The organism is Clostridium sp. C8, from assembly GCF_001010885.1.
Lineage (GTDB): Bacteria > Bacillota > Clostridia > Clostridiales > Clostridiaceae > Clostridium > Clostridium sartagoforme.
Genome location: NZ_LBMX01000012.1, coordinates 1 through 21,061, shown reverse-complemented (window position 1 = coordinate 21,061; position 21,061 = coordinate 1). Strand labels below are relative to the sequence as shown.

Genomic DNA, 21,061 nt, shown 5'->3' with positions numbered 1-21,061 from the left:
CCCCTCCTAATTATCCTAACATTAATCTACCTTATTTGTATTCACATAATAGTTGTTTTTTATTATCTTATCTGCAATGTCATAAGCTTCCTTCAGCATTATTTCTTCTTCTTTAGATGGATTTCCTATTATTATTCCATCTTTTATGACCGTAGCATCTCTTTTGGTTGTAAGTAAATTTCTTCCCATACAATAATCTTTTGTATCTATTCCTAATAAATAAGATACTGTTGGAACTATATCTATTTGCCCCCCATTAACATCTATAGTCTTTTCTTTTATATCCTTGCCATATACTATAAGAGGAACTTTACTGTCTTTTTCTTTCCACCATTCTCCTGGAATATTTGAAGCTTCTACATCTTCCATATAATATTTATGCACTCCTCCATGATCCCCGTATATTACAACTATTGTATTATCTAATAAATTATATTTTTCCAATAAACTAAAAAATAATCCAATTTGTTTATCTGCATATTTGACACTTTGAAAATAGCCACCTAATTTATTTTCATCTAACTCTTTAGGTAAATCTAATTCCCTATACTTTTTAGCTATGTCAAAAGGTCCATGACTTGTTAAAGTAGGAATAACTGCAAAAAATGGTGATTCTAATTTTGAAAGTTTTTCACTAAATTGAGTATATAAACTTCTATCTGATAGACCAAATCCAGCATATTCATCTATTGTATATTGTCTTATGTCCCAAATTTCATTATACCCTGCCGCCGACTTACCAGCTTCTGCCCAATTCCAATCTCCAGCTCTTTCTGCATGACTTAAAATTGTATTATACCCTTGCTCTTCTAAAAGCCTTGGTAATGATTTATACTTCACTTCTGGATATTCTAAATATGTTATAACATCTCCTAAGGGTAATACTCCTGAAGCTGCCATCATATCCATATCAATACTATTTCCTGCATTATTTTGCTCGTGGATATTACTGAAATATAAACTTTCCTTTATCAAATTATTCAAATTTGGTGTTATCTCTTGATCATAAATTTTATTATTTATAACAAAATTTTCTAATGATTCAATTTGAAGAAATACAACATTTTTCCCTCTTGCTATTGATTTATATTCATTATCTTCAGTTACTTCCTTATTCCATAATAACCATTTGTTAATTTCTTTTATTTCATTTTCATTGGCAGTACTATTTACTTTCCTTAAAGTCTTATAAGCTTCGTATAAATGATCTCCTATAGGTGATCTATTAGAAAATCTTTGAGCTGGACTCCATGAAGCCTGCCAATCATTCTGAATAAACTTTATTCGTCCATCTAAGACTCCCTTTATATCGAATAAATAATGATATGAAGCCACTATTGTTATTGAGGCTATAATTCCTATTAAAGCAACTTTAATATTTCTTTTAAACTTTGATATATATTGATATTTTTTATATTTATATATTAATACTGGAATATCTATTATATAAAATATATCTATTAATGATGGATTTATTAGATTTCCATTTAGAGGATTGAAGTTATCCTTGAAAAATAAATACTTAAGTTCTAATACATAGCCTGTCCCTCTATATGCCCATATATCAGAAATAATTAAAATTGAATATATTATATCTATAATAATCAAATATCTTACTTGCGATTTGCCTTTAAACATTAAACTTGGAAATATAATTATTCCTAATATAGCTAAGTGTGGTAACATTAATCTTATATCCACAGATACTCCATATAAACCAAATCCACTATTTGAAGAGCTCATAAAAGTTAAAATTAAGCTTTTTATATATAAGATAATAACCATTATAATTGCCCAAAATATTCTTTTGTCTATTTTCTTCATTTAAACCACATTCTCCAATTTATCATTTTCATTAAACTTTTTTGTATTTTTTTTATTTAATAAAAAGTTTATTCCTTCTATTGCCAAAATTACAAATACCCATGAAACAATATAAGAATATCTTCCTTGCTCTTCAGTTATTAAATACATAAGACCATATCCATATAATATTATATAAAATAAATTCATCTCTTGGGTTTCTTTATTATTTTTTCTATTTAAGATTCCTAAAAATATAAGTATCATTATAAATGTATAGATAATTTGTGGAATTTCTTGTGAAACGTCTACTATTATATCATCATCTGGAACATCTGACTTTGTCCAAAGAGTCCCTTCAAAATCTCCTACACTCCACTGTAATGCAAACTTTTTAATATAAAATCCTATAAGCTTTAGAGGTGGCGTTGTAGTTAATCTTTCTTTTATAATTTCTTCACTTGCTTCTGTTATTTCTTCATAATCATAATTATACTTTTCTACAATAGATGCATCTTCTTTATTCCATCTTCCGTGATTTTCTATGTTAGTTCCCTTTAATATATTAGTTATTTTAGGCTCACTGCCTTTCCATAATGGAAACTCTGTTATTTTTAAATTTTGAAGTGTAAAACTTACTAAAAATAAAAGTATAAAATATGGAATAGTATATAACGCTATATTTCTTATTTTATTAACTATTTTATCTTTAGAATAAATTATTATATACATTGCATATGCAATTACCATTATTACAGCTACCATTCTAAATAAATTTCCTAAAGACAAGCTTAATCCTGATAAAATAAGATAGTATTTATTTTTTTTCCCTCTAAGAACAAGTATAAATATATATACACTAAACAAATATAATGGTATTGCTATATTTTCCGTACAAAAAACTCCTGTATATGTTACAAGAGGTGGGAATACTGTAGCTAATGCAACTGCATAAATTCCTTTTTTATTTGAATTGAATATTTCTTTTACTATTAAATATATAATATAAATTGTTAAAATGCTTAAACCTAAATTAATAAATTTCATCATTAAAAGATTATTAGTTGGGAATACTTTAATCATTAAAGCCATATAAAATACCATTATTGTTAAGTGTGGAAACCTAGCTATATACGAAGTTCCCCAAAACATACTTGTACTACCATTTAAAACTTCTTGTGCACTCTCGTAAATAACACTAAAATCTGATGTTGGAACACTATCTACGTTCAGCAACCATAAAACCCTCAAAGCAAGTCCACAACATAATATTAAAAATAATTTCTTTTTATATTGTAAGTCCTTCTTTAAAATATAAAATTCTACTGCCATTACACATGCTACAATTAAAAATACTATTATGAAGTTTTTAATAAAGTTTTCATTATCAACAAAAATATGAGAAAGAAAAGTAGCTCCTATACTACAAGCTATAATTATTATAACTAATACTTTTAATACTGCTAAAAAAGTTGTAGTAAACCTTTCCTTAAAGCTTTCCAAATCATGCACCTCCAAGAAGTTATTTTAATATTCTATTATATATTTATAAACATTTTATTTGCTAAATAGCACCAAACAAATTATATCATACATATTTTACATAAGGATTATAAATATGTATTTAAATGTAAATATTCTAATTTTATACCTATACTTCCTTTTAAATATTACTTAATAAACTTAATAAAATTCTTAATAATATGTTAATATTATCTTAATATATATTTCTTAAGCATATCTTATATAATTCTTAACTATACTTATATAAATCAAAATTCTTTTTATATTTATTATGATACTCTATATTAGATATTTTAAATTTATTTAAAATAAAGTTTATTCCTTCTATCGCCAAGATTATAAATATCCATGAAATAATATAAGCATATCTTCCTTGTGACTCAGTTACTAAATACATCACACCATATCCACACAATATTATGTAAAGTAAATTTATTTCTTGGCTATCTTTATTATTCTTTCTATTAAAAAGCCCTATAAATATAAGTATCATAACACTTAAATAAACAATTTGTAAAACTTCTAATGAGATATCTACCTTTATATCCTCCTCTGGAACCCCTAGTTTTGTCCAATAAACGCCTCCAAAGTCTCCTTCATTCCATTGCAGGGCAATCTTTCTAATATAAAACTTCACTAATTCTAATGGTGGAGTTTTAGTTAATCTCTCCTTTATAATTTCTAAACTAGCATCTTGAATTTTTTGATAATCATAATTATATTTTTCAACAATAGCTGCATCTTTTTCATTCCATCTACCATTACTTTCTAAGTTGCTTCCTTTTAATATACTTGTTATCTTAGGTTCGCTACCTTTCCATAATGGAAACTCTGTTATTTTTAAGCTTTGTAATGTGTAGCTAACTACAACTAAAAATACAACATATGGAACTATATAAATTGCTATATTTCTTAACTTATGAATTATTTTATCTTTTAAATAAATTAATATATATATTGAATAAGCTATTACAACTATTGCAGCTACCATTCTAAATAAGTTACCAATAGATAATAAAATTCCAGATAAAATAAGATAATATTTGCTCTTTTTATTTTTAATTACAAGTATAAAAAAATATATACTAAGTAAATATAATGGTATTGCTACATTTTCTGTGCAAAATACTCCTGCATATGTTATAAACGGTGGGAATATTGATGCTAAACTTGCTGCATAAATCCCCCTTTTCTTTGAATTAAATAATTCTTTAACTAAAAGATATATAATGTAAATTGTTAAAACACCTAAAGCTAAATTAACTAATTTCATCATTACTATATTATTTGTTGGAAATATCTTTATCATAAGAGCCATATAAAGTACCATAATTGTTAAATGAGGAAACCTTGCTATATATGAATGTCCCCAAAACATACCTGTATTACCATTTAAGAATTCTTGTCCACATTCGTAAATAACGCTAAAATCAGATATTGGAATGCTCTTTACATTTAATAACCATAAACCTCTTAATATAAATCCACAAATCAATATTAATGCTATTTGTTTTTTATAACATATATTTCTTTTTATAATATAAACCTCTATTACTATAATACTTAATAAAATAGCTCCTACTATTATGGAGTTTTTATTAAAATTTTTAATATATCCACTACTGGCGACCATAACTACTATCATTAGTACTTTCAATGTTGTTAAGAAAAATGTCGTGAATTTTTCCTTGAATTTCTCCAAATCTTACCCCCTTCTAGTCTATAAGATACCGATAAACATTTTACTTTTCTAATAGCATAAGTACAAATTATAATTTTACTTACAAGAGTTATTATCTCCCCCAATGAATAACCCTTTAATTTTATGTTAGTTCATATTTATTAAGGATTTATTAAGAAATATAGAATATATAATTAATAGTTCATTAACATTTATTACAATGATTGGTTATCTTTCATAAAATATGTATTCATAATAATCCTTATATAACTAAAAAGAGATATTTGTTTAAGTTATCTTTAAACAAATATCTCTTTAAATACCTTATTTAATTTATTCTAGATTTTATAGTTTTCTTATAATTTATTTATATTTTGATTTTACAATACTGAATTTTCAGATAAACTCTTATATCTTTGATATCTTTCTTTAGCATCCTCCTCTGTTTTAGCAAATAACTCTTCTGCTATTTCAGGGAAAGCTTTTGCTAATGAAGAATATCTTACCTCTCCCATTAAAAACTCTTTAAGATTACTATTTGGCTCTTTTGAATCTAATGTGAATTTATTCTTTTCTGCAATTTTTAAGTCTGGATTATATCTATATAAATGCCAATATCCAGATTCTACTGCTCTCTTTTCTTCATATGGTGTATTAGACATACCCATCTTTATTCCATGGCTTATACAAGTTGAATAAGCTATTATTAACGAAGGGCCATTATAAGCTTCTGCTTCTGATATTGCCTTAAGAGTTTGATTTAAATTAGCACCCATACAAACTTGAGCTACATATACATAACCATAAGTCATTGCCATTAATCCTAAGTCTTTTTTCTTTGTTCGCTTTCCTGTTGCAGCAAATTTTGCTACTGCTGCTTCTGGAGTTGCTTTGGATGATTGACCACCTGTGTTAGAATATATTTCTGTATCAAATACTAAAACATTAACATTTTCACCTGATGCTAAAATATGATCTAATCCACCATATCCAATATCGTAAGCCCAACCATCTCCTCCAAATATCCATTGAGATCTATGTACAAAGAATTCTTTATCCTTTAAAATCTCTTTTGCAATTTCAGAATTCTCTTCTTCTAAAACTCTTGTTAGGTTTTCTGCTCTTTGTCTTGTTCCTTCTCCACTATCTTTATGATCTAACCAATCTTTCAATACAGCCTTTGAATCTTCAGACATATTGCCTTCTAAAGCTATCTTAATATTATCTGCAACTCTTTCTCTAATTGTCTTAACACCCAAGTACATACCTAAACCGTATTCCGCATTATCCTCAAATAATGAGTTCGCCCAGGCTGGACCATGACCATCATAGTTTGGTCTATAAGCTGTTGCTGCTCCTGATGCTGCCCAGATTGATGAACAACCTGTAGCATTTGCAATCATCATTCTATCTCCAAACAATTGAGTAACAAGTTTAGCATAAGCTGTTTCTCCACAACCAGCACATGCTCCTGAGAATTCAAGTAATGGTTGCTCAAACTGACTTCCCTTAACGGTAGTTTTATTCATTGGGTTTTTCTTATGGGTAACTTTTTCTACAGCATAATTCCAAGCTTCTATTTGCTCACTTTGCGTATCCATAGGTTTCATAACTAATGCTTTTCCTGGTGCAGGACAAATTTGTGCACAATTTCCACATCCAGTACAATCTAAAGGAGTAATTCCTATTGTATAGAAGTATTCCTTATCTCCTTTTATTCCATTAGCTTTTAAGCTCTTATAGCTACTTGGTGCATTTTTTATTTCTTGAGATGTTGCTAAAAATGGTCTTATTACGGCATGTGGACATACAAATGAACATTGGTTACATTGAATACAATTTTCTGGAATCCATTCTGGAACATTAACAGCAATTCCTCTCTTCTCAAAAGCAGTAGTACCAGCCATAAATGTACCATCTGCTGCTCCATACTCTATAAATTTAGATACAGGTAAATGATTTCCTTCTAATTTATTTATTGGAATGCATATTTCTTCAACAAACTTAGGAACATTCATTTTTTCTTCTAACTTATCATCTTCAGCATTTTTCCACTCTTCTGGTGGGTTTATCTTAACTAAAGATTCAATTCCCTTATCTATGGCTTCGTAGTTCATGTTTACTACTTTTTCTCCCTTTTTACCATAAGATGTAACAACTGCTTCCTTTAAATATTTAACAGCATCTTCAAGCGGAATTATATTTGCTAACTTAAAGAAAGCTGATTGCATTATCATATTTATTCTTCCACCAAGTCCTATTTGTTGTGCTATTTTTATTGCATTAATAATATAAAATTCTATATTATTTTCTACTATATATCTCTTAATACTTGCAGGAAGCCTATCATTTAGTTCTTCCTCAGTCCAAATAGTGTTTAAAACAAAAGTACCATTTTTTCTAAGTCCTTTTAATAAATTATAATTATATACATAAGATTGATTATGACATGCCACAAAATCTGCTTGATCTATCTCATAATGTGATTTTATTGGAGTTTTACCAAACCTTAAATGAGATACAGTTATTCCTCCTGATTTTTTAGAATCATAAGCAAAATATCCTTGTGCATACATATTTGTATGATCACCAATTATCTTAATTGCACTCTTATTTGCACTTACTGTTCCATCCGAACCTAATCCCCAGAATTTACATGCAGTCGTTCCTTCCTCTGCAACATCAATTTCTTCTTTTGGTGAAATTGATAAATTAGTAACATCATCTTCTATGCCAATAGTAAATCTATTTTTCGGCTTATCTTGACTCAAGTTTTCGAAAATTGCTACTATATGTGATGGATATGGGTCCTTTGAACCAAGTCCAAATCTTCCTCCATATACTTTAGGTGGGTTCTCCATTTCATTAACTGCTCTAACAATATCTAAATATAAAGGCTCTCCAATAGAACCAGGTTCTTTAGTTCTATCTAATACAGCAATTTTTTTAACTGTACTTGGAATAACCTTTAGTAACTTTTCTATTGAAAAAGGTCTGTAAAGTCTTACTTTTACAAGTCCAACCTTTTCTCCCTTTTTTCTTAAATAATCTATAGTTTCTTCTGCGACCTCCATCACAGATCCCATAGCTATAAGTATTCTATCTGCTTCTGGATCTCCATAATAATCAAAGCAGTGGTATTCTCTTCCTGTAAGTTCTGTAATTTTTGACATATACTCTTCAACGATTTCTGGAATATCATCATAATATTTGTTTAAAGATTCACTTAATTGAAAATATGTATCTGGATTTTGTGATGTTCCTCTTACAACTGGATGATCAGGATTTAATGAATTTTTTCTAAAATCATTAATTGCTTCATAGTCAATTAATTTAGCCAATTCATCATATTCTAAAACTTCTATTTTTTGAATTTCATGAGATATTCTAAAGCCATCAAAAAAATTAAGAAATGGCATTCTAGCCTTAATTGCAGTTAAGTGTGCAACTGGTGCTAAATCCATAACTTCTTGTACTGATCCCTCTGACAATATCGCAAAACCTGTTTGTCTTGCCGCCATAACATCTTGGTGATCTCCAAATATACTTAATGAAGATGTTGCTATTGCTCTAGCTGCAACATGTATAACTGCCGGAAGTCTTTCACCAACCATCTTATACATATTTGGAATCATTAATAGTAAACCTTGAGATGCAGTGAAGGTAGTAGTTAATGCTCCAGCTTGAAGTGACCCATGAACTGCTCCAGCTGCTCCAGCCTCTGATTGCATTTCTACGATGTTAACTGGTTTCCCAAAAATATTTTTTCTTCCTTGTGCTACCCATTCATCCATATGCTCAGCCATAGGTGAAGATGGAGTAATTGGAAAGATTGCACTTACTTCTGTAAAAGCATACGAAATATGTGCTGCAGCAGTATTTCCATCCATTGTCTTTGTTTTTCTCATATATTTACTAATCCTCCTTATAATTATTATATTAACTATTTTATATAAAAATTTTTTAATCTTTATAATAACTTAAGTATTTGCATCGCCATGTTCTATTATGCGTTATTATTTTTATTACGTATGTAATATATCGTAAATTTTATACACTAAAATTTTCTTGCAAATACAAAATTATAGTTATTTTTTTATAATCATTGATTAGTATTATTAGCTTACTAAAAATATATTATAATTTTAAAAATCCTTTTTATTGTGATTGTAAAAACAAAAAGTAGGAGAAGTTCTCCTACTTTAAAATTTACCACTTTAATTGCTTTTTCATTTCAATTACAAGTATATGTGATTTTTTATTTGATTTAATCTTTATATTTTCTTCTATTATTTCTAGTGCATCTCTTTCATCTAATTCTACATCATTAATAATTGAATTTCCTTCTATTTGAACTAGATAAGCCTGTCTATTAGAAGCAACTTGAAAATCTATCTCTTTTCCTTCATCTAACTCAACTACATAGAAGTTAGCATCTTGATTAATTTTAATAGGAGCATAGCCTTCTTTACTTGAAACTATATTAAGCCACTTATTTTTTCTATCTTCCCACTGAAATCTATAATCACCATATGCTGGTTTATAATCCTTTCTATCTGGAACTACCCATATCTGAAGTAATCTTGCAGTTTCATCACCAAGGTTATGTTCACTATGATATACTCCTGTTCCAGCACTCATATATTGAACTTCACCTCTATATATAGTGTTTTTATGCCCCATTGTATCTGCATGAGTTAATGCACCATTAATAACATAAGATACAATTTCCATATCCTTATGGGGATGAAAATCAAAGCCTGTTCCTGCTGATATTAAATCATCATTTATAACTCTTAATACCCCGAAATTCATATTATCTATATTAAAATATTCTGCAAATGAAAAATGGAATATACTATTAAGCCAGCCTAAATTACTTTTTCCCATATTTCTATGGTCCAATTTTCTTAACATAATTAAAACCTCCCTTATATCAGTTTAGAGTTCACATAACACAGTTCACAGTTGTTTTGATTTTATAGGTAACAGGGAACAGGTATCAGGGAACAAGTACTAAGTGTAAACTATAATTAAAAATTAAGAAACATCTACTTCAGACAAGCTTCAGTAGATAGGCTTTCATACTAAGTTCAATTGTAAATGCGTTCAACTTCACTAAGTATTCGTCAAATGAACATCTACTTCAGACAAACTTCAGTAGATGGGCTTTCATACTAAGTTCAGTTATCGCTACACTCAACTTCACTAAGTATTCAATGCCGCGTACATTATATGGTTTAGGTTTTGCGGAGCAATTTATATAATAACCTGTTCCCTGACACCTGTTACTTTCTCCAAGAAACTGTGAATTGTGAACTATGAACTATAAAAGTGCTTTGCACTTTTATAAATTATTTTATAACTTTCACTCTTTCTTCTATTGATGTAAATTCCTTTTCCCCTGCTGGAGCAGTTCCTTTACCAAATGGCATTTGAGCAACCATTTTCCAGCTACTTGGAAGGTTAAATTCTCTCTTTACTTCTACTTCTATTAATTCAGTATAATGTTGCAGGGTTGCTCCAAGTCCTTCCATTGATAAAGCAGTCCAAATTGCAAATTGTAACATACCTGAAGTTTGCTCTGCCCAAACTGGGAAGTTATCTTTATAAAGTGCAAATTGATTTTGTAATGCTTCTATAACATTAAAATCTTCAAAGTACAATACTGTTCCATATCCAGCTTTAAATGAGTTTACTTTTTGTTCTGTTGAAGCAAAATTTTCCTCTGGAACTATTTTTCTTAATGCTTCCATTGTGATATCCCATAGCTTATCATGACTTTCTCCTAATAATACAACTGCTCTTGAGCTTTGTGAATTAAAGGATGATGGTACATGTTTTACTGAATACTCTACTATTTCCTTAATCTTTTCATCTGATATTGGTGACTCCTTACTTATTGAATATATACTTCTTCTTTCCTTTATTGCATCATAAAAATTTTTATTCATTTATATCATTCTCCTATCTTATTTTCATTTTTTAATTAATATTCATTTAGTATTAATTATATAAGTATTAATTTGATGAAATTTATCAAGCAAAATAAATTCTATTACTTTAATGCCTTTCTTAAATGTATTAAGTTATCTACTAATTCTCTTTTTGTATCTTCATCTAACTGAATAAATAAATTATCTAAGAAATCTTTGTGTTTTGGAAATATATCTGAAATAAATATCCTACCTTTCTCTGTTAATGAAACGTAAAATACTCTTTTGTCCTTTTCGCATTTTCTTCTAATAACTAATTCCTTCTTTTCTAATTTATTTATTACATATGTTATTGTCCCACTAGTAACTAGAATTTTCTCAGCTACCTTTTGAACAGATTGGTCACCTTTATGATATAACATCTCTAAGACACCAAACTCACTAATATTTAATCCAAATCCCTCTACATTTTTTTCTATTTCAGAAAACATGTCATTATAAGTTCTAGCCATAGCAATAACTAGTTTTAAATTTATATCACTCATATATTCACCTACATTATCTTGATTTCAAGATAATTATATCTTTAAAATATCTTGAAGTCAAGATATTTTAAAAAATTAATTATCTTCCCTCTTCCCCCTGTGCATTTCTATAGCTTTTCAATATAATTCTTTATTATCTATTTATATTTATAAAATTATTCTTAATTATTATTTGAAATATTTTAATAGTATAAAATAAAGTATTTTACACAAAATAGACTCGGAGGTGTGATAATATGGATATAACATTAACACAAAAGGAAAGATTATTACTTGAAGATCAAAAAAGTCATGAGCAAATTTGCATAGAAAAATATACAAACTATGCTAATCAAGCTCAAGATCCTCAATTAAAACAAATATTTAATTTACAAGCTCAAGATGAAAGAACCCATCTTGATAGCATTAATCAGTTATTAAGCGGCACAATCCCTCAAATGGGTCAGCAGCAAAATCAAAATTCAAGTCAAAATATGGCTAATCAAAATTCGGCTCCTACTATGAATACTACACAGGTAAATACAGCAAATGTATCTGATGCTGATATGTGTAAAGACCTACTAATGACAGAAAAATATGTATCAGGAACTTATGATACTACAATTTTTGAATTTAGAGATACTAGGGTTCGTGATGTATTAAACCATATACAAAAAGAAGAACAAAAACATGGGGAAACCATATTTCAGTATATGGAAAGTAAAGGACTGTATAATCCTCAATAATTATATATTTTAAAAAGATATAAAAAGCAAGTAATTTTAATTATCTTATATTAAAATTACTTGCTTTTTTTATTTTATTAATATTTATCTTTCAATTCAGCCAATTGAAAGATTCTATTATATATAGACATGAAAATGGCTGCTGGTACAAAAGTAAATCTATTCAAATATTCTAAATTTATATAAGATATAATCCCTGCTATAAGACCTGATAAAATTATAGATATTATAACACTAATAATTCTTCTCTTAGATGTTTCTGCAACCCACTCTAATGATTTTAATTTTAATTTAGGCAATAAAAAATAAAATATTAAAGATGTTATACAAAAATATATCATCTGTATTATTACATTACTAATATTCATTATATAATCACTCCTTATTTAATATATATGTAATTATTCATAAATCTTGTTATGCTTACCCTTTATATAAAATTATTATAATTACTAATAAAGTTATTTATCTTAATCTTTTGAATTTATACTTATTAATCTAATAAAAGATATAGTATAAATAGAAATTATAAAATCTAATTTACATTCTCTTATTCACATGATATTAATTTATATAAATTAATACTTTTCTCCTGTAATAATTTTACTATATTGTTTATTTAATTACAAATTATGTATAAACGTTAAGATAAAGATTTATACATCTATTTATCAACCTTTATATTTCTGCTACTTCTAAGAATTATTTACAGATTTAACTTAATTCCAGTCTTCTATAGAATAAAAAAATAAAAGTACATAAATCTCCAAACTATTCAAATTAGAGATTTATGTACTTTAATATTGATTTATGTACTATCTAATATTCTACCCCTGTGATCCAATTAATTTCCAATTATTTTTGTATTTAATATTATACATTTTTTAATGCTTCATTAATATTATCTACATATTGAACCGATTCAGTCCAGCCAGGTATTTCTTTGCCTAATCTCTTAAATTGAGATATAGTAACAACATTTCCTTTTGTAATAAAAAGTCTCTTTTTAAAAGGTACATCCATATATCTTTTTAGTAATACACCTAATGCTTGTGCTACTTCTGGACTTGATGGCTTTAATTCTGCTGCATCAATAATTAATGCATATTCTTTTGCAGGAAATGTTTTAGTTAACTCATCATAATCCTTTAAAAAAGCTGCTCCGTCCTCTGCACTAAAGAATCCAGATGCTTGCGCATGAAAAATCTTTTTTAGCTTGTCTGCATTTAATTGATAATTTGAATTTTTTCCTTGGTATTTTACCATAATAACTCCTCCTAATATTTTATTATATATTTCAAATAATATTAACTATCTATGTTGTTAATACTATATTAAAACCTAAATAACAAAACGGTGACTACAGATCCAGAACCCATGGATGATAAAGTAACATAATCGTTTTTCTTAATTTTACCTGACTTTAATGCTCTATCAAGTGCTATTATCGGACTTGTTGTTCCTGTATATCCAAATTCATTTCCAATATAAGTTGTCCTATTTTTATCTATATTTAACTTTTCTAAAGTAAGTCTAGCATCTGGAATAGTAAATTGTGAAAAAATTAGATGATTTATATCTTTTGCTTTTATTTCGTTGTCTTCAGCTATCTGTTTAATTAAATCTACCCATACATCCGAAATGAAATTCCCATCAAAAGGTTCCCAAGACCATTTTTTATCATCTTCATTTTTTATTTGCCCTTTTATAACCTTGGAATATCCTGCCCTAGGCATAAGTATATTATTACATTCTGCCGTTTGTGCTAAATGTATAGAATCAATAAATCCCCTCTTTTCATCCTCTTCTATCTTCTCTAAAACTACAGCCGCTGCTGCATCTCCAAAATTAGCATATGAAACTGAGTCATTTGGACTTCCTACTGAACTAAATAAAATTCCTCCAACAACTAATGCTCGTTTAAATCTCTTATTAGTCATTAATATTCTGCTTGCCTGATCTAATGCAGTTATCATACCTAAGCAATTAGAATTTGTATCATATGCCATTTTTATTCTTATATCTGATCCACCAAGCATCTCCAATACCTTAATTGCATTGGAAGGTGATGTGTACTCTGGAGTATCTGTCGCAAAAATAAGTAAATCTATATCTTTAATATTTAAGTTTGCTTCTTCTAATGCGCTTATACTTGCCTTGTAACCCATAGTTATTACAGTTTCATTAGGATCATTAGAAATATATCTATACTCTCTTTCTAAATGATTTAGTAACCCTTCTACTTCAATTCCCATCTCATTAAAATGATTAATAAAGTAATCGTTATGAACCCTATTTGAAGGATGATATATTCCTGTACTGATAATATTAATATTTTGTTCTCTCATAGATACCTCCCCTTATGTTGCTTTAAAATTACTTCAAAGTAATTTTCTATATTTTTCATGTATTACTTTAAATTCCATATAAATAAATATTATAACATAATGTGTAAAATTTCAACTTTTTTAGATTTATTTTTAATTGTAATTATATTTTATATTATAATCATCTGTTACTTAATATATATCTAATAAGTCTTGCATTTTCAAAAGACTTTTACAACTTCCAAGTTATAAAAAAACTATTACAATGAGTAAAACTCGATGTAATAGTTTTTTATTTATTTATTATTTAGGGTATTACTAAATGGCTTATTTTTTCTTTGCTTTTCAATTTCCAATTAATGATCTTACCTCGTTGTAGTAGTATTCGATTTTGCTTAGTATTTCACTATCTTCCGGTAGTTTTGCAACTTCTGATAAAGATCCCTTTACACCTTTGCTCTTTATTAAACTTTGTAATTTCACACTCTGCTCATCCTCATCATTTTTATAATTCATTGCCGCGCCTACACCTAGAAGCAAATTTTCAGTGTTTATATTATATGATCTTGCTGTAATTAGAGGCTTTATAAGTCTATCATTTTCATTAAGTTTTCTTAATGGTTCTCTTCCAACCCTAGCAACATCATCCTTCAAATAAGGATTTCTAAATCTTGTAATTATCTTATCTATATATTTCATATGCTTTTCTTCATCAAAATTATATTTAGCAATTAAAGCTTTTCCACTTTCTATCATTGCATTTCTTACAAAGTTATATATCTTTTCATCATTTATACTTTCATCTATAGTTCTATATCCTTTAAGATATCCAAAATATGCAGTTATAGCATGTCCAGTATTTAGTGTAAATAATTTTCTCTCTATATATGCTGTTAAATTACCTACTAAATTCATTCCTTCTATTTTAGGAATTTCACCTTTAAATGCATCTTCTTCTACATTCCATTCATGGAAGCTTTCAACCACTACATCTAGGATATTTTCACTTTTTACTGGTGGAACTATTCTATCTACAGAACAATTTGGGAAACCTATATATTTTTCTAAATATTCTACTTCTTCTTCATTTAAATACTTAACAACTTCATTTTTAAGTTGTGTGCTAGCATTAACTGCATTTTCACACGCTATTATATTTAAGTTTTTTTCCACTCCTGATTCTTTTCTTCTTTTAATACCTTTTGCTATTGTTCCTGCTATCTTAGGTAATACTAATGGTCCTACAGCTGTTGTAATTATTTCAGCATTATTTATCTTATCTAGAATTAAATCATCTGTAGAAAAAACTCCACTTATATTTGTTACTTTTTCTTTAGTACATTCAACATCCATAACATTAATAACATATTCTTTATCTTCATTAATTTTATTAATTATGTCTTTATTTACATCTGCAAAAATAACATGATATCCAGATTTAGATAGTAATCCTCCTATGAAACCTCTCCCTATATTACCTGCTCCGAATTGTATTGCTTCCTTCATTGTTTTTCCCCCTTATTTTTGAAATACGTCTAGTATATCCTTTTTATTCTCAGTTTTGCTTAATCTATCAACAAGTTCTAGGTCTTCTAATGATATTGCTATATTTGATAATATCTCTAAGTGCTCATCTCCAACCCCTGCTATTCCAATAACTAAGTATGCTAATTCCTCACCAAAATTAACTCCTTCTGGATATTGAAGAACTACTATTCCTGATGCCTCTATTTGTCTTTTTGCTTCTCCTATTCCATGAGGTATTGCTACTCCCATTCCTATATACGTTGAAACAACTCTCTCTCTTTCTTGCATAGCATCAATATATTCTTCTTTTACATATCCTCTGCTAACTAGAAGTTTTCCAGCTCTTTCAATAGCTTCTTCTTTAGTTTCACTTTTTAAACCTAAAAGTATATTTTTCTCTGATAATACTGATAATTTTTCTTCAATCATAATATCCTCCGATTTCACTTCACATGCTAAATTATTTTTTGACTTTTCTTCTAATCTTTTAAATAACTCCTCTATTTTGTCATCTTTTAAGAAACTTTCTATAAAAATATGCTCCGCATTTGGAGAATTTCTTTTTGCTCTTTCTACTAAATTCACATGACTTACTACTATATCTGCATCTTTTGGTATTGTATCTACTGATGAATTAGCTACCTCTATATCTAAATCTAAAGACTTGATCCTATTTCTTAATTTAGTTGCACCCATTGCACTTGAACCCATTCCGGCATCGCAAGCAAATACTATTTTCTTTATTGTCTCTTTTTTCACTTCTTTTTCTTTAGTTGTTTCCATAGTTAGTATTCCTTCTTTTTCTTCCATTTGTTTATCATTTTTCTCTTCATTTTTAGCTGCTCTCTTTACTAATGGAACTGCTATTATAAATGAAACAATTATTGCTACTATTACTCCTGATAACACTTGAATTATTCCTCCTTTTGGTGACATTGCAACCAATGCAAATATACTTCCTGGTGATGGTGTTGCAACAAGCCCTGCCCCTAAAACAGAGAATGTAAAGGCTCCTGCTGCTCCACCTGCAATTACTGATATAATTAATGCTGGGTTCATTAGTATATATGGAAAATATATTTCATGGATTCCTCCAAGAAAATGTATTATGGCTGCTCCTGATGCTGACTGCTTTGCTACGCCTTTACCATATAGTAAATATGCTAAAATCACTCCTAGTCCTGGGCCTGGATTAGATTCTAGTAAGAACATTATAGATTTTCCAGTTTCCTGAACTTGCTCTATTCCTATTGGTCCTAAAACTCCATGATTTATAGCGTTATTTAAAAATAGTACTTTTGCTGGCTCTATAAATATTGAAACAAGCGATATTAAACCATTTTGTATTATTACTTCTGCTCCATTTTTTAAGAAGGTAGTTATAACTAATATTATTGGACCAATTGTTTTGAATCCTATTATTACAAAAAATACTCCTAGAATTCCAATTGAAAAGTTATTTACTAGCATTTCAAAACCTGCTGGGACTTTATCTTTAATAAGTTCATCAAATTTTTTTATTGTAAATCCTGCTATAGGCCCAATTACCATAGCTCCAATAAACATTGGAATTTCTACACCAACTATAACTCCCATTGTAGCTATAGCTGCCATAACTCCTCCTCGTTTACCTGCGACTACATATCCACCAGTCATACCAACCATAAGTGGTAATAAATATTTTAAAATCGGATCTACTAATTCTCCTAAAGATTCATTTGGCATCCACCCTGTTGGTATAAAAAATGCAGTTACTAGTCCCCAAGAAATGAATGCTCCTATATTTGGCATCACCATGGCACTTAAAAACTTACCAAACTTTTGTATATTGTCTTTAATCATTTTTAATTGCCTCCAAGCTTTTTTGTACCTTTTTTAAATAGAAATCTTTCAATATTCTTTCTACTTCTTCTACTACCTTTTCTTCTTTTTCTTGTCTTAATATTTCTATAAATTTATCTTCTTCTATTAATGCACTATTTAACTTACTCATTAACTCTGGCGTAATTTCTTTACTTTCTTCAGGTATTATAGAGACTACTGCTCCCTTTATAATCTTTTCTTTATCTATAAATTCATCTTTAATTCTTATATATCCAAATCTGCTATTACTAAAACAATTACATTTGCAGTGTAAAAGAATTATTTCTAATTCATGTAAATAAGTACTGCTGATATCTTCCCTTTGTAAAAGTTTATTCTTAACTTCCTTTATATCATCTTCATTATCTGTAAATAGCTCACTTCCTACATCAATAATATCTTCTAAAGATTTGACATTATCTATTACCTTTATCTTCACATTATCTATGATAGATATAATCTCACTTCCTAAGTCTGTAATTTCTCTAATTCCAATTTTACCTTTATTTACTTTTGCTTTTTTTATTATACTTTTATACTTTTTTTGCTTAGATATCCTTCTAAAGTTATCTTGTAGTATAGCTTTATCTTGTAATGATAAAATTGGATTAACACAAACATTTTTAAAATCTATATTTAGAGGTATCGTAGAAACTATGATGTCTATTCCATCTTCCTTTAGCTTTTCTTCATTTATATTTAATGCTGAAATAGTTCCCATAAGCTCTATATTATTAAATTCTTTTTCTAAGATAGCTTCTAGTAGACTTGATGTTCCAATCCCCGTTGGACAAGATATAACAACTTTAACCTTATCCTCAAAACCTTTTTTATATAAAGCTGCTGCTATATGCATTGTTATATATGCAATTTCTGATTCTGGGATTTCATCTACTTTAGTTTGAATTTTTAATATTTCACATGCTTTCTTAGTAATCTCATATTCTACAGAATATTTATCTTTAATATTATTTAATAGTGGATTTCTTATATTTAGTTTCATCTTTAATCTACTTATAGCAGGTACTAAATGATTCGTAAGATCCTTTATAAGCTTTTCATCATTTTTAAGATAAACATTTAGTTCATTTTCTACTACTGTTATTATGTGGTTTGCTATTTGTTTAACATCTAGATTGTTTAAATCTTTTTCTAAATCTGATACAGAGTTTAATCTAAGTTTCGCTCCTTTAAGGTGCATTGTTATATAACCTATCTCATCTTTTGGAATGCTGACTTCAAATCTTTTTTCTATATCTCTAACTATTTTTTCTCCAATTCTAAATTCTGGCGATTTTGATAATTCATCTAAAACAGCCTTATCCATTTTTATATTTTCATTGTTTTTTATTCTTTGAATAGCTAATGATAAATGAACTACAAGTCCTATATAAGCGCTATCTACAAGATGTATATCTATATCCTTCTCTAATCCTTGAACAATTTCTTCAATTGACTTTATTATTGACTTATCAATAAAGCTTAAAAGTCTATTTTCTATAGAAAATTCTATAACGTTTTCATTTCTACTAGTTTTTAAGGAGCCCTTTAAAAGATTAATTAATTCTTTTTCTTCTAAGGTATCATATAAAATATTTATAAGAGCTTTTCTATAGTCATTTTCTCTTCCTTCAACATAAATTCCTAAGCCAGGCTTTCTGATTAGTTTTATATTAAAGTCTTGAAGCCATTTTTCTATACTATCTAAATCATTACTTAAAGTTCCTTCCGAAACCTTCAGATGAGATGTGAAATAGAATAACTTAATAGGTTCTTTAGCTATAAGCAATTCATTTGCTATTATTTTCTTTCTTTCTTCCCTAGAGTATTCCTTATGAATTTTTTCTATTTCTAGTAATTCTAATATTAACTTTTGATTTTCTAAATCTTCATCAATAACCAATCCAACACCTGGCTTTTTTATAAACTTAAACTCATTTTCTTCTAGCCAAGCTTCAATTTTAGGCATTTCTCTTAATACTGTTCTAGAACTTAATGAAAGTTTTTCCGCTATAGCTGCTATTGTTATAGGGCTTGTAACTGTAGACTTAGTTAGAATTTGTATTATTTCCTTTTGTCTAGAGTTCAACTTTTTACTTTTCATATTAAACCTCTCCATTAATGACATTTTTATATGCTAAGCTCCTTCTATCTTTATTTTAATCCCATGAATCCATTTACTCAATTCAATCATCCATTACAAATGTCTTAAACCATTAGTGACATATTTAAAGATGTCACTATCTCTTAATACTTATTAATAGACCATAAATCTTTACTTATTCCATAGATTTACATATTAATTATATCAGAATAATAGGTTTTCTTATTGTATATATTTTCTACTTAATAGTTGATATAATTAATAGTGACAGCATATACACATCTACTATCTTATTTAAATAAAATAACAAATTTGAAAATTATATATTTTTAATTTACCCAAATAATAAAAATAAAATATCCCAGTAAGTAGTTTAACACTTTTTACTGGGATACTTCATAATTTAAATTTCTTAATATATTTCTTAATATAACTAACTAAATTTACTTATACTCGTTACTTTTTATTCTTCCATCTTCTATAGTAATTATTCTATCACATTGAGATGCAATATTTGAATCATGAGTTACAATTATAATTGTCTTGCTATCATTATTAATTTCTTTAAATATATCTATTACTTGCTGCCCCATTTCTCTGTCTAAAGCTCCTGTTGGCTCATCTGCTAAAATTATATCAGGATTATTTACTAATGCCCTTGCTATAGCAACTCTCTGACACTGCCCTCCTGATAACTCAGTAGGGTATTTATTAATTTTCTCCTCAATATTTAACTTTTTCAATACATTGATAATTTTTTCTTTTTTATCCTTTATCTTTATATTACTATAATCTAAAGGTATTTTTATATTTTCATATACTGTATAATCATCTAACAATGCAAAATTCTGTACAACAAATCCAAATCTTGAATTTCTTATATTTGCAAGTTCTTTTTGATTTAAATTACTTACATCTATATTATTTATGAAATATTCTCCTTTATTAGGAGAATCCAAACATCCTAAAATGTTTAACAGAGTTGTTTTACCTGACCCCGAAGGCCAATGTCATCAAGCTATAATT

Annotated in this window: 14 protein-coding genes and 1 pseudogene; 1 reads left to right on the top strand and 14 read right to left on the bottom strand. The window is 27.9% G+C overall.

The window, feature by feature from the left end:
- Positions 1 to 21: 21 nt before the first annotated feature.
- From AAT22_RS01875 to AAT22_RS01845, 7 genes are all read right to left on the bottom strand, one after another.
- Positions 22 to 1,824, bottom strand: a complete 1,803-nt coding sequence (locus tag AAT22_RS01875) for an LTA synthase family protein (RefSeq protein ID WP_047000046.1) — start codon at positions 1,822 to 1,824, stop codon at positions 22 to 24.
- Positions 1,825 to 3,306 (bottom strand): glycosyltransferase family 39 protein, encoded by a 1,482-nt coding sequence (locus tag AAT22_RS01870; protein WP_047000045.1) that lies wholly within the window; start codon positions 3,304 to 3,306, stop codon positions 1,825 to 1,827. It abuts the gene before it with no gap.
- A 250-nt stretch (positions 3,307 to 3,556) separates the two neighbouring features.
- Positions 3,557 to 5,029 (bottom strand): glycosyltransferase family 39 protein, encoded by a 1,473-nt coding sequence (locus AAT22_RS01865; protein ID WP_052953883.1) that lies wholly within the window; start codon positions 5,027 to 5,029, stop codon positions 3,557 to 3,559.
- A gap of 359 nt (positions 5,030 to 5,388) precedes the next feature.
- Positions 5,389 to 8,916, bottom strand: coding sequence for a pyruvate:ferredoxin (flavodoxin) oxidoreductase (nifJ, locus tag AAT22_RS01860; RefSeq protein WP_047000044.1), 3,528 nt, complete (start codon positions 8,914 to 8,916; stop codon positions 5,389 to 5,391).
- Positions 8,917 to 9,217: 301 nt separating this feature from the next.
- A complete protein-coding gene (locus tag AAT22_RS01855; protein ID WP_016205807.1) occupies positions 9,218 to 9,925 on the bottom strand; it encodes a pirin family protein in 708 nt (235 codons plus the stop codon).
- 437 nt (positions 9,926 to 10,362) lie between these two features.
- Positions 10,363 to 10,962, bottom strand: coding sequence for a nitroreductase family protein (locus tag AAT22_RS01850; RefSeq protein WP_016205808.1), 600 nt, complete (start codon positions 10,960 to 10,962; stop codon positions 10,363 to 10,365).
- A gap of 104 nt (positions 10,963 to 11,066) precedes the next feature.
- Positions 11,067 to 11,489 (bottom strand): MarR family transcriptional regulator, encoded by a 423-nt coding sequence (locus AAT22_RS01845; protein WP_016205809.1) that lies wholly within the window; start codon positions 11,487 to 11,489, stop codon positions 11,067 to 11,069.
- A 236-nt stretch (positions 11,490 to 11,725) separates the two neighbouring features.
- Between AAT22_RS01845 and AAT22_RS01840 the strand changes: the two genes are divergently transcribed.
- Positions 11,726 to 12,214, top strand: coding sequence for a spore coat protein (locus tag AAT22_RS01840; RefSeq protein WP_016205810.1), 489 nt, complete (start codon positions 11,726 to 11,728; stop codon positions 12,212 to 12,214).
- Positions 12,215 to 12,291: 77 nt separating this feature from the next.
- On the opposite strand, the gene AAT22_RS01835 is transcribed toward AAT22_RS01840, so the two are convergent.
- From AAT22_RS01835 to AAT22_RS01805, 7 genes and pseudogenes are all read right to left on the bottom strand, one after another.
- Entirely contained in the window at positions 12,292 to 12,582 is a 291-nt protein-coding gene (locus AAT22_RS01835) for a hypothetical protein (RefSeq protein WP_047000043.1), read from the bottom strand.
- Positions 12,583 to 13,087: 505 nt separating this feature from the next.
- A complete protein-coding gene (locus AAT22_RS01830; RefSeq protein ID WP_016205811.1) occupies positions 13,088 to 13,480 on the bottom strand; it encodes a hypothetical protein in 393 nt (130 codons plus the stop codon).
- 68 nt (positions 13,481 to 13,548) lie between these two features.
- Positions 13,549 to 14,562 (bottom strand): ketoacyl-ACP synthase III, encoded by a 1,014-nt coding sequence (locus AAT22_RS01825; protein ID WP_047000042.1) that lies wholly within the window; start codon positions 14,560 to 14,562, stop codon positions 13,549 to 13,551.
- A gap of 324 nt (positions 14,563 to 14,886) precedes the next feature.
- Complete coding sequence (locus tag AAT22_RS01820; RefSeq protein ID WP_047000041.1) at positions 14,887 to 16,047, bottom strand: mannitol-1-phosphate 5-dehydrogenase; 1,161 nt, start codon at positions 16,045 to 16,047, stop codon at positions 14,887 to 14,889.
- Positions 16,048 to 16,059: 12 nt separating this feature from the next.
- Positions 16,060 to 17,910: a PTS mannitol transporter subunit IICBA gene (locus AAT22_RS01815; protein WP_047000040.1), complete on the bottom strand. Its 1,851-nt coding sequence runs from the start codon at positions 17,908 to 17,910 to the stop codon at positions 16,060 to 16,062.
- Positions 17,903 to 20,035, bottom strand: a complete 2,133-nt coding sequence (locus AAT22_RS01810) for a BglG family transcription antiterminator (RefSeq protein ID WP_047000039.1) — start codon at positions 20,033 to 20,035, stop codon at positions 17,903 to 17,905. The genes AAT22_RS01815 and AAT22_RS01810 overlap by 8 nt, the downstream gene beginning before the upstream one ends.
- Positions 20,036 to 20,478: 443 nt before the next feature.
- A pseudogene (locus AAT22_RS01805) lies at positions 20,479 to 21,027 on the bottom strand (ABC transporter ATP-binding protein); the annotation flags it as partial.
- Positions 21,028 to 21,061: the final 34 nt, after the last annotated feature.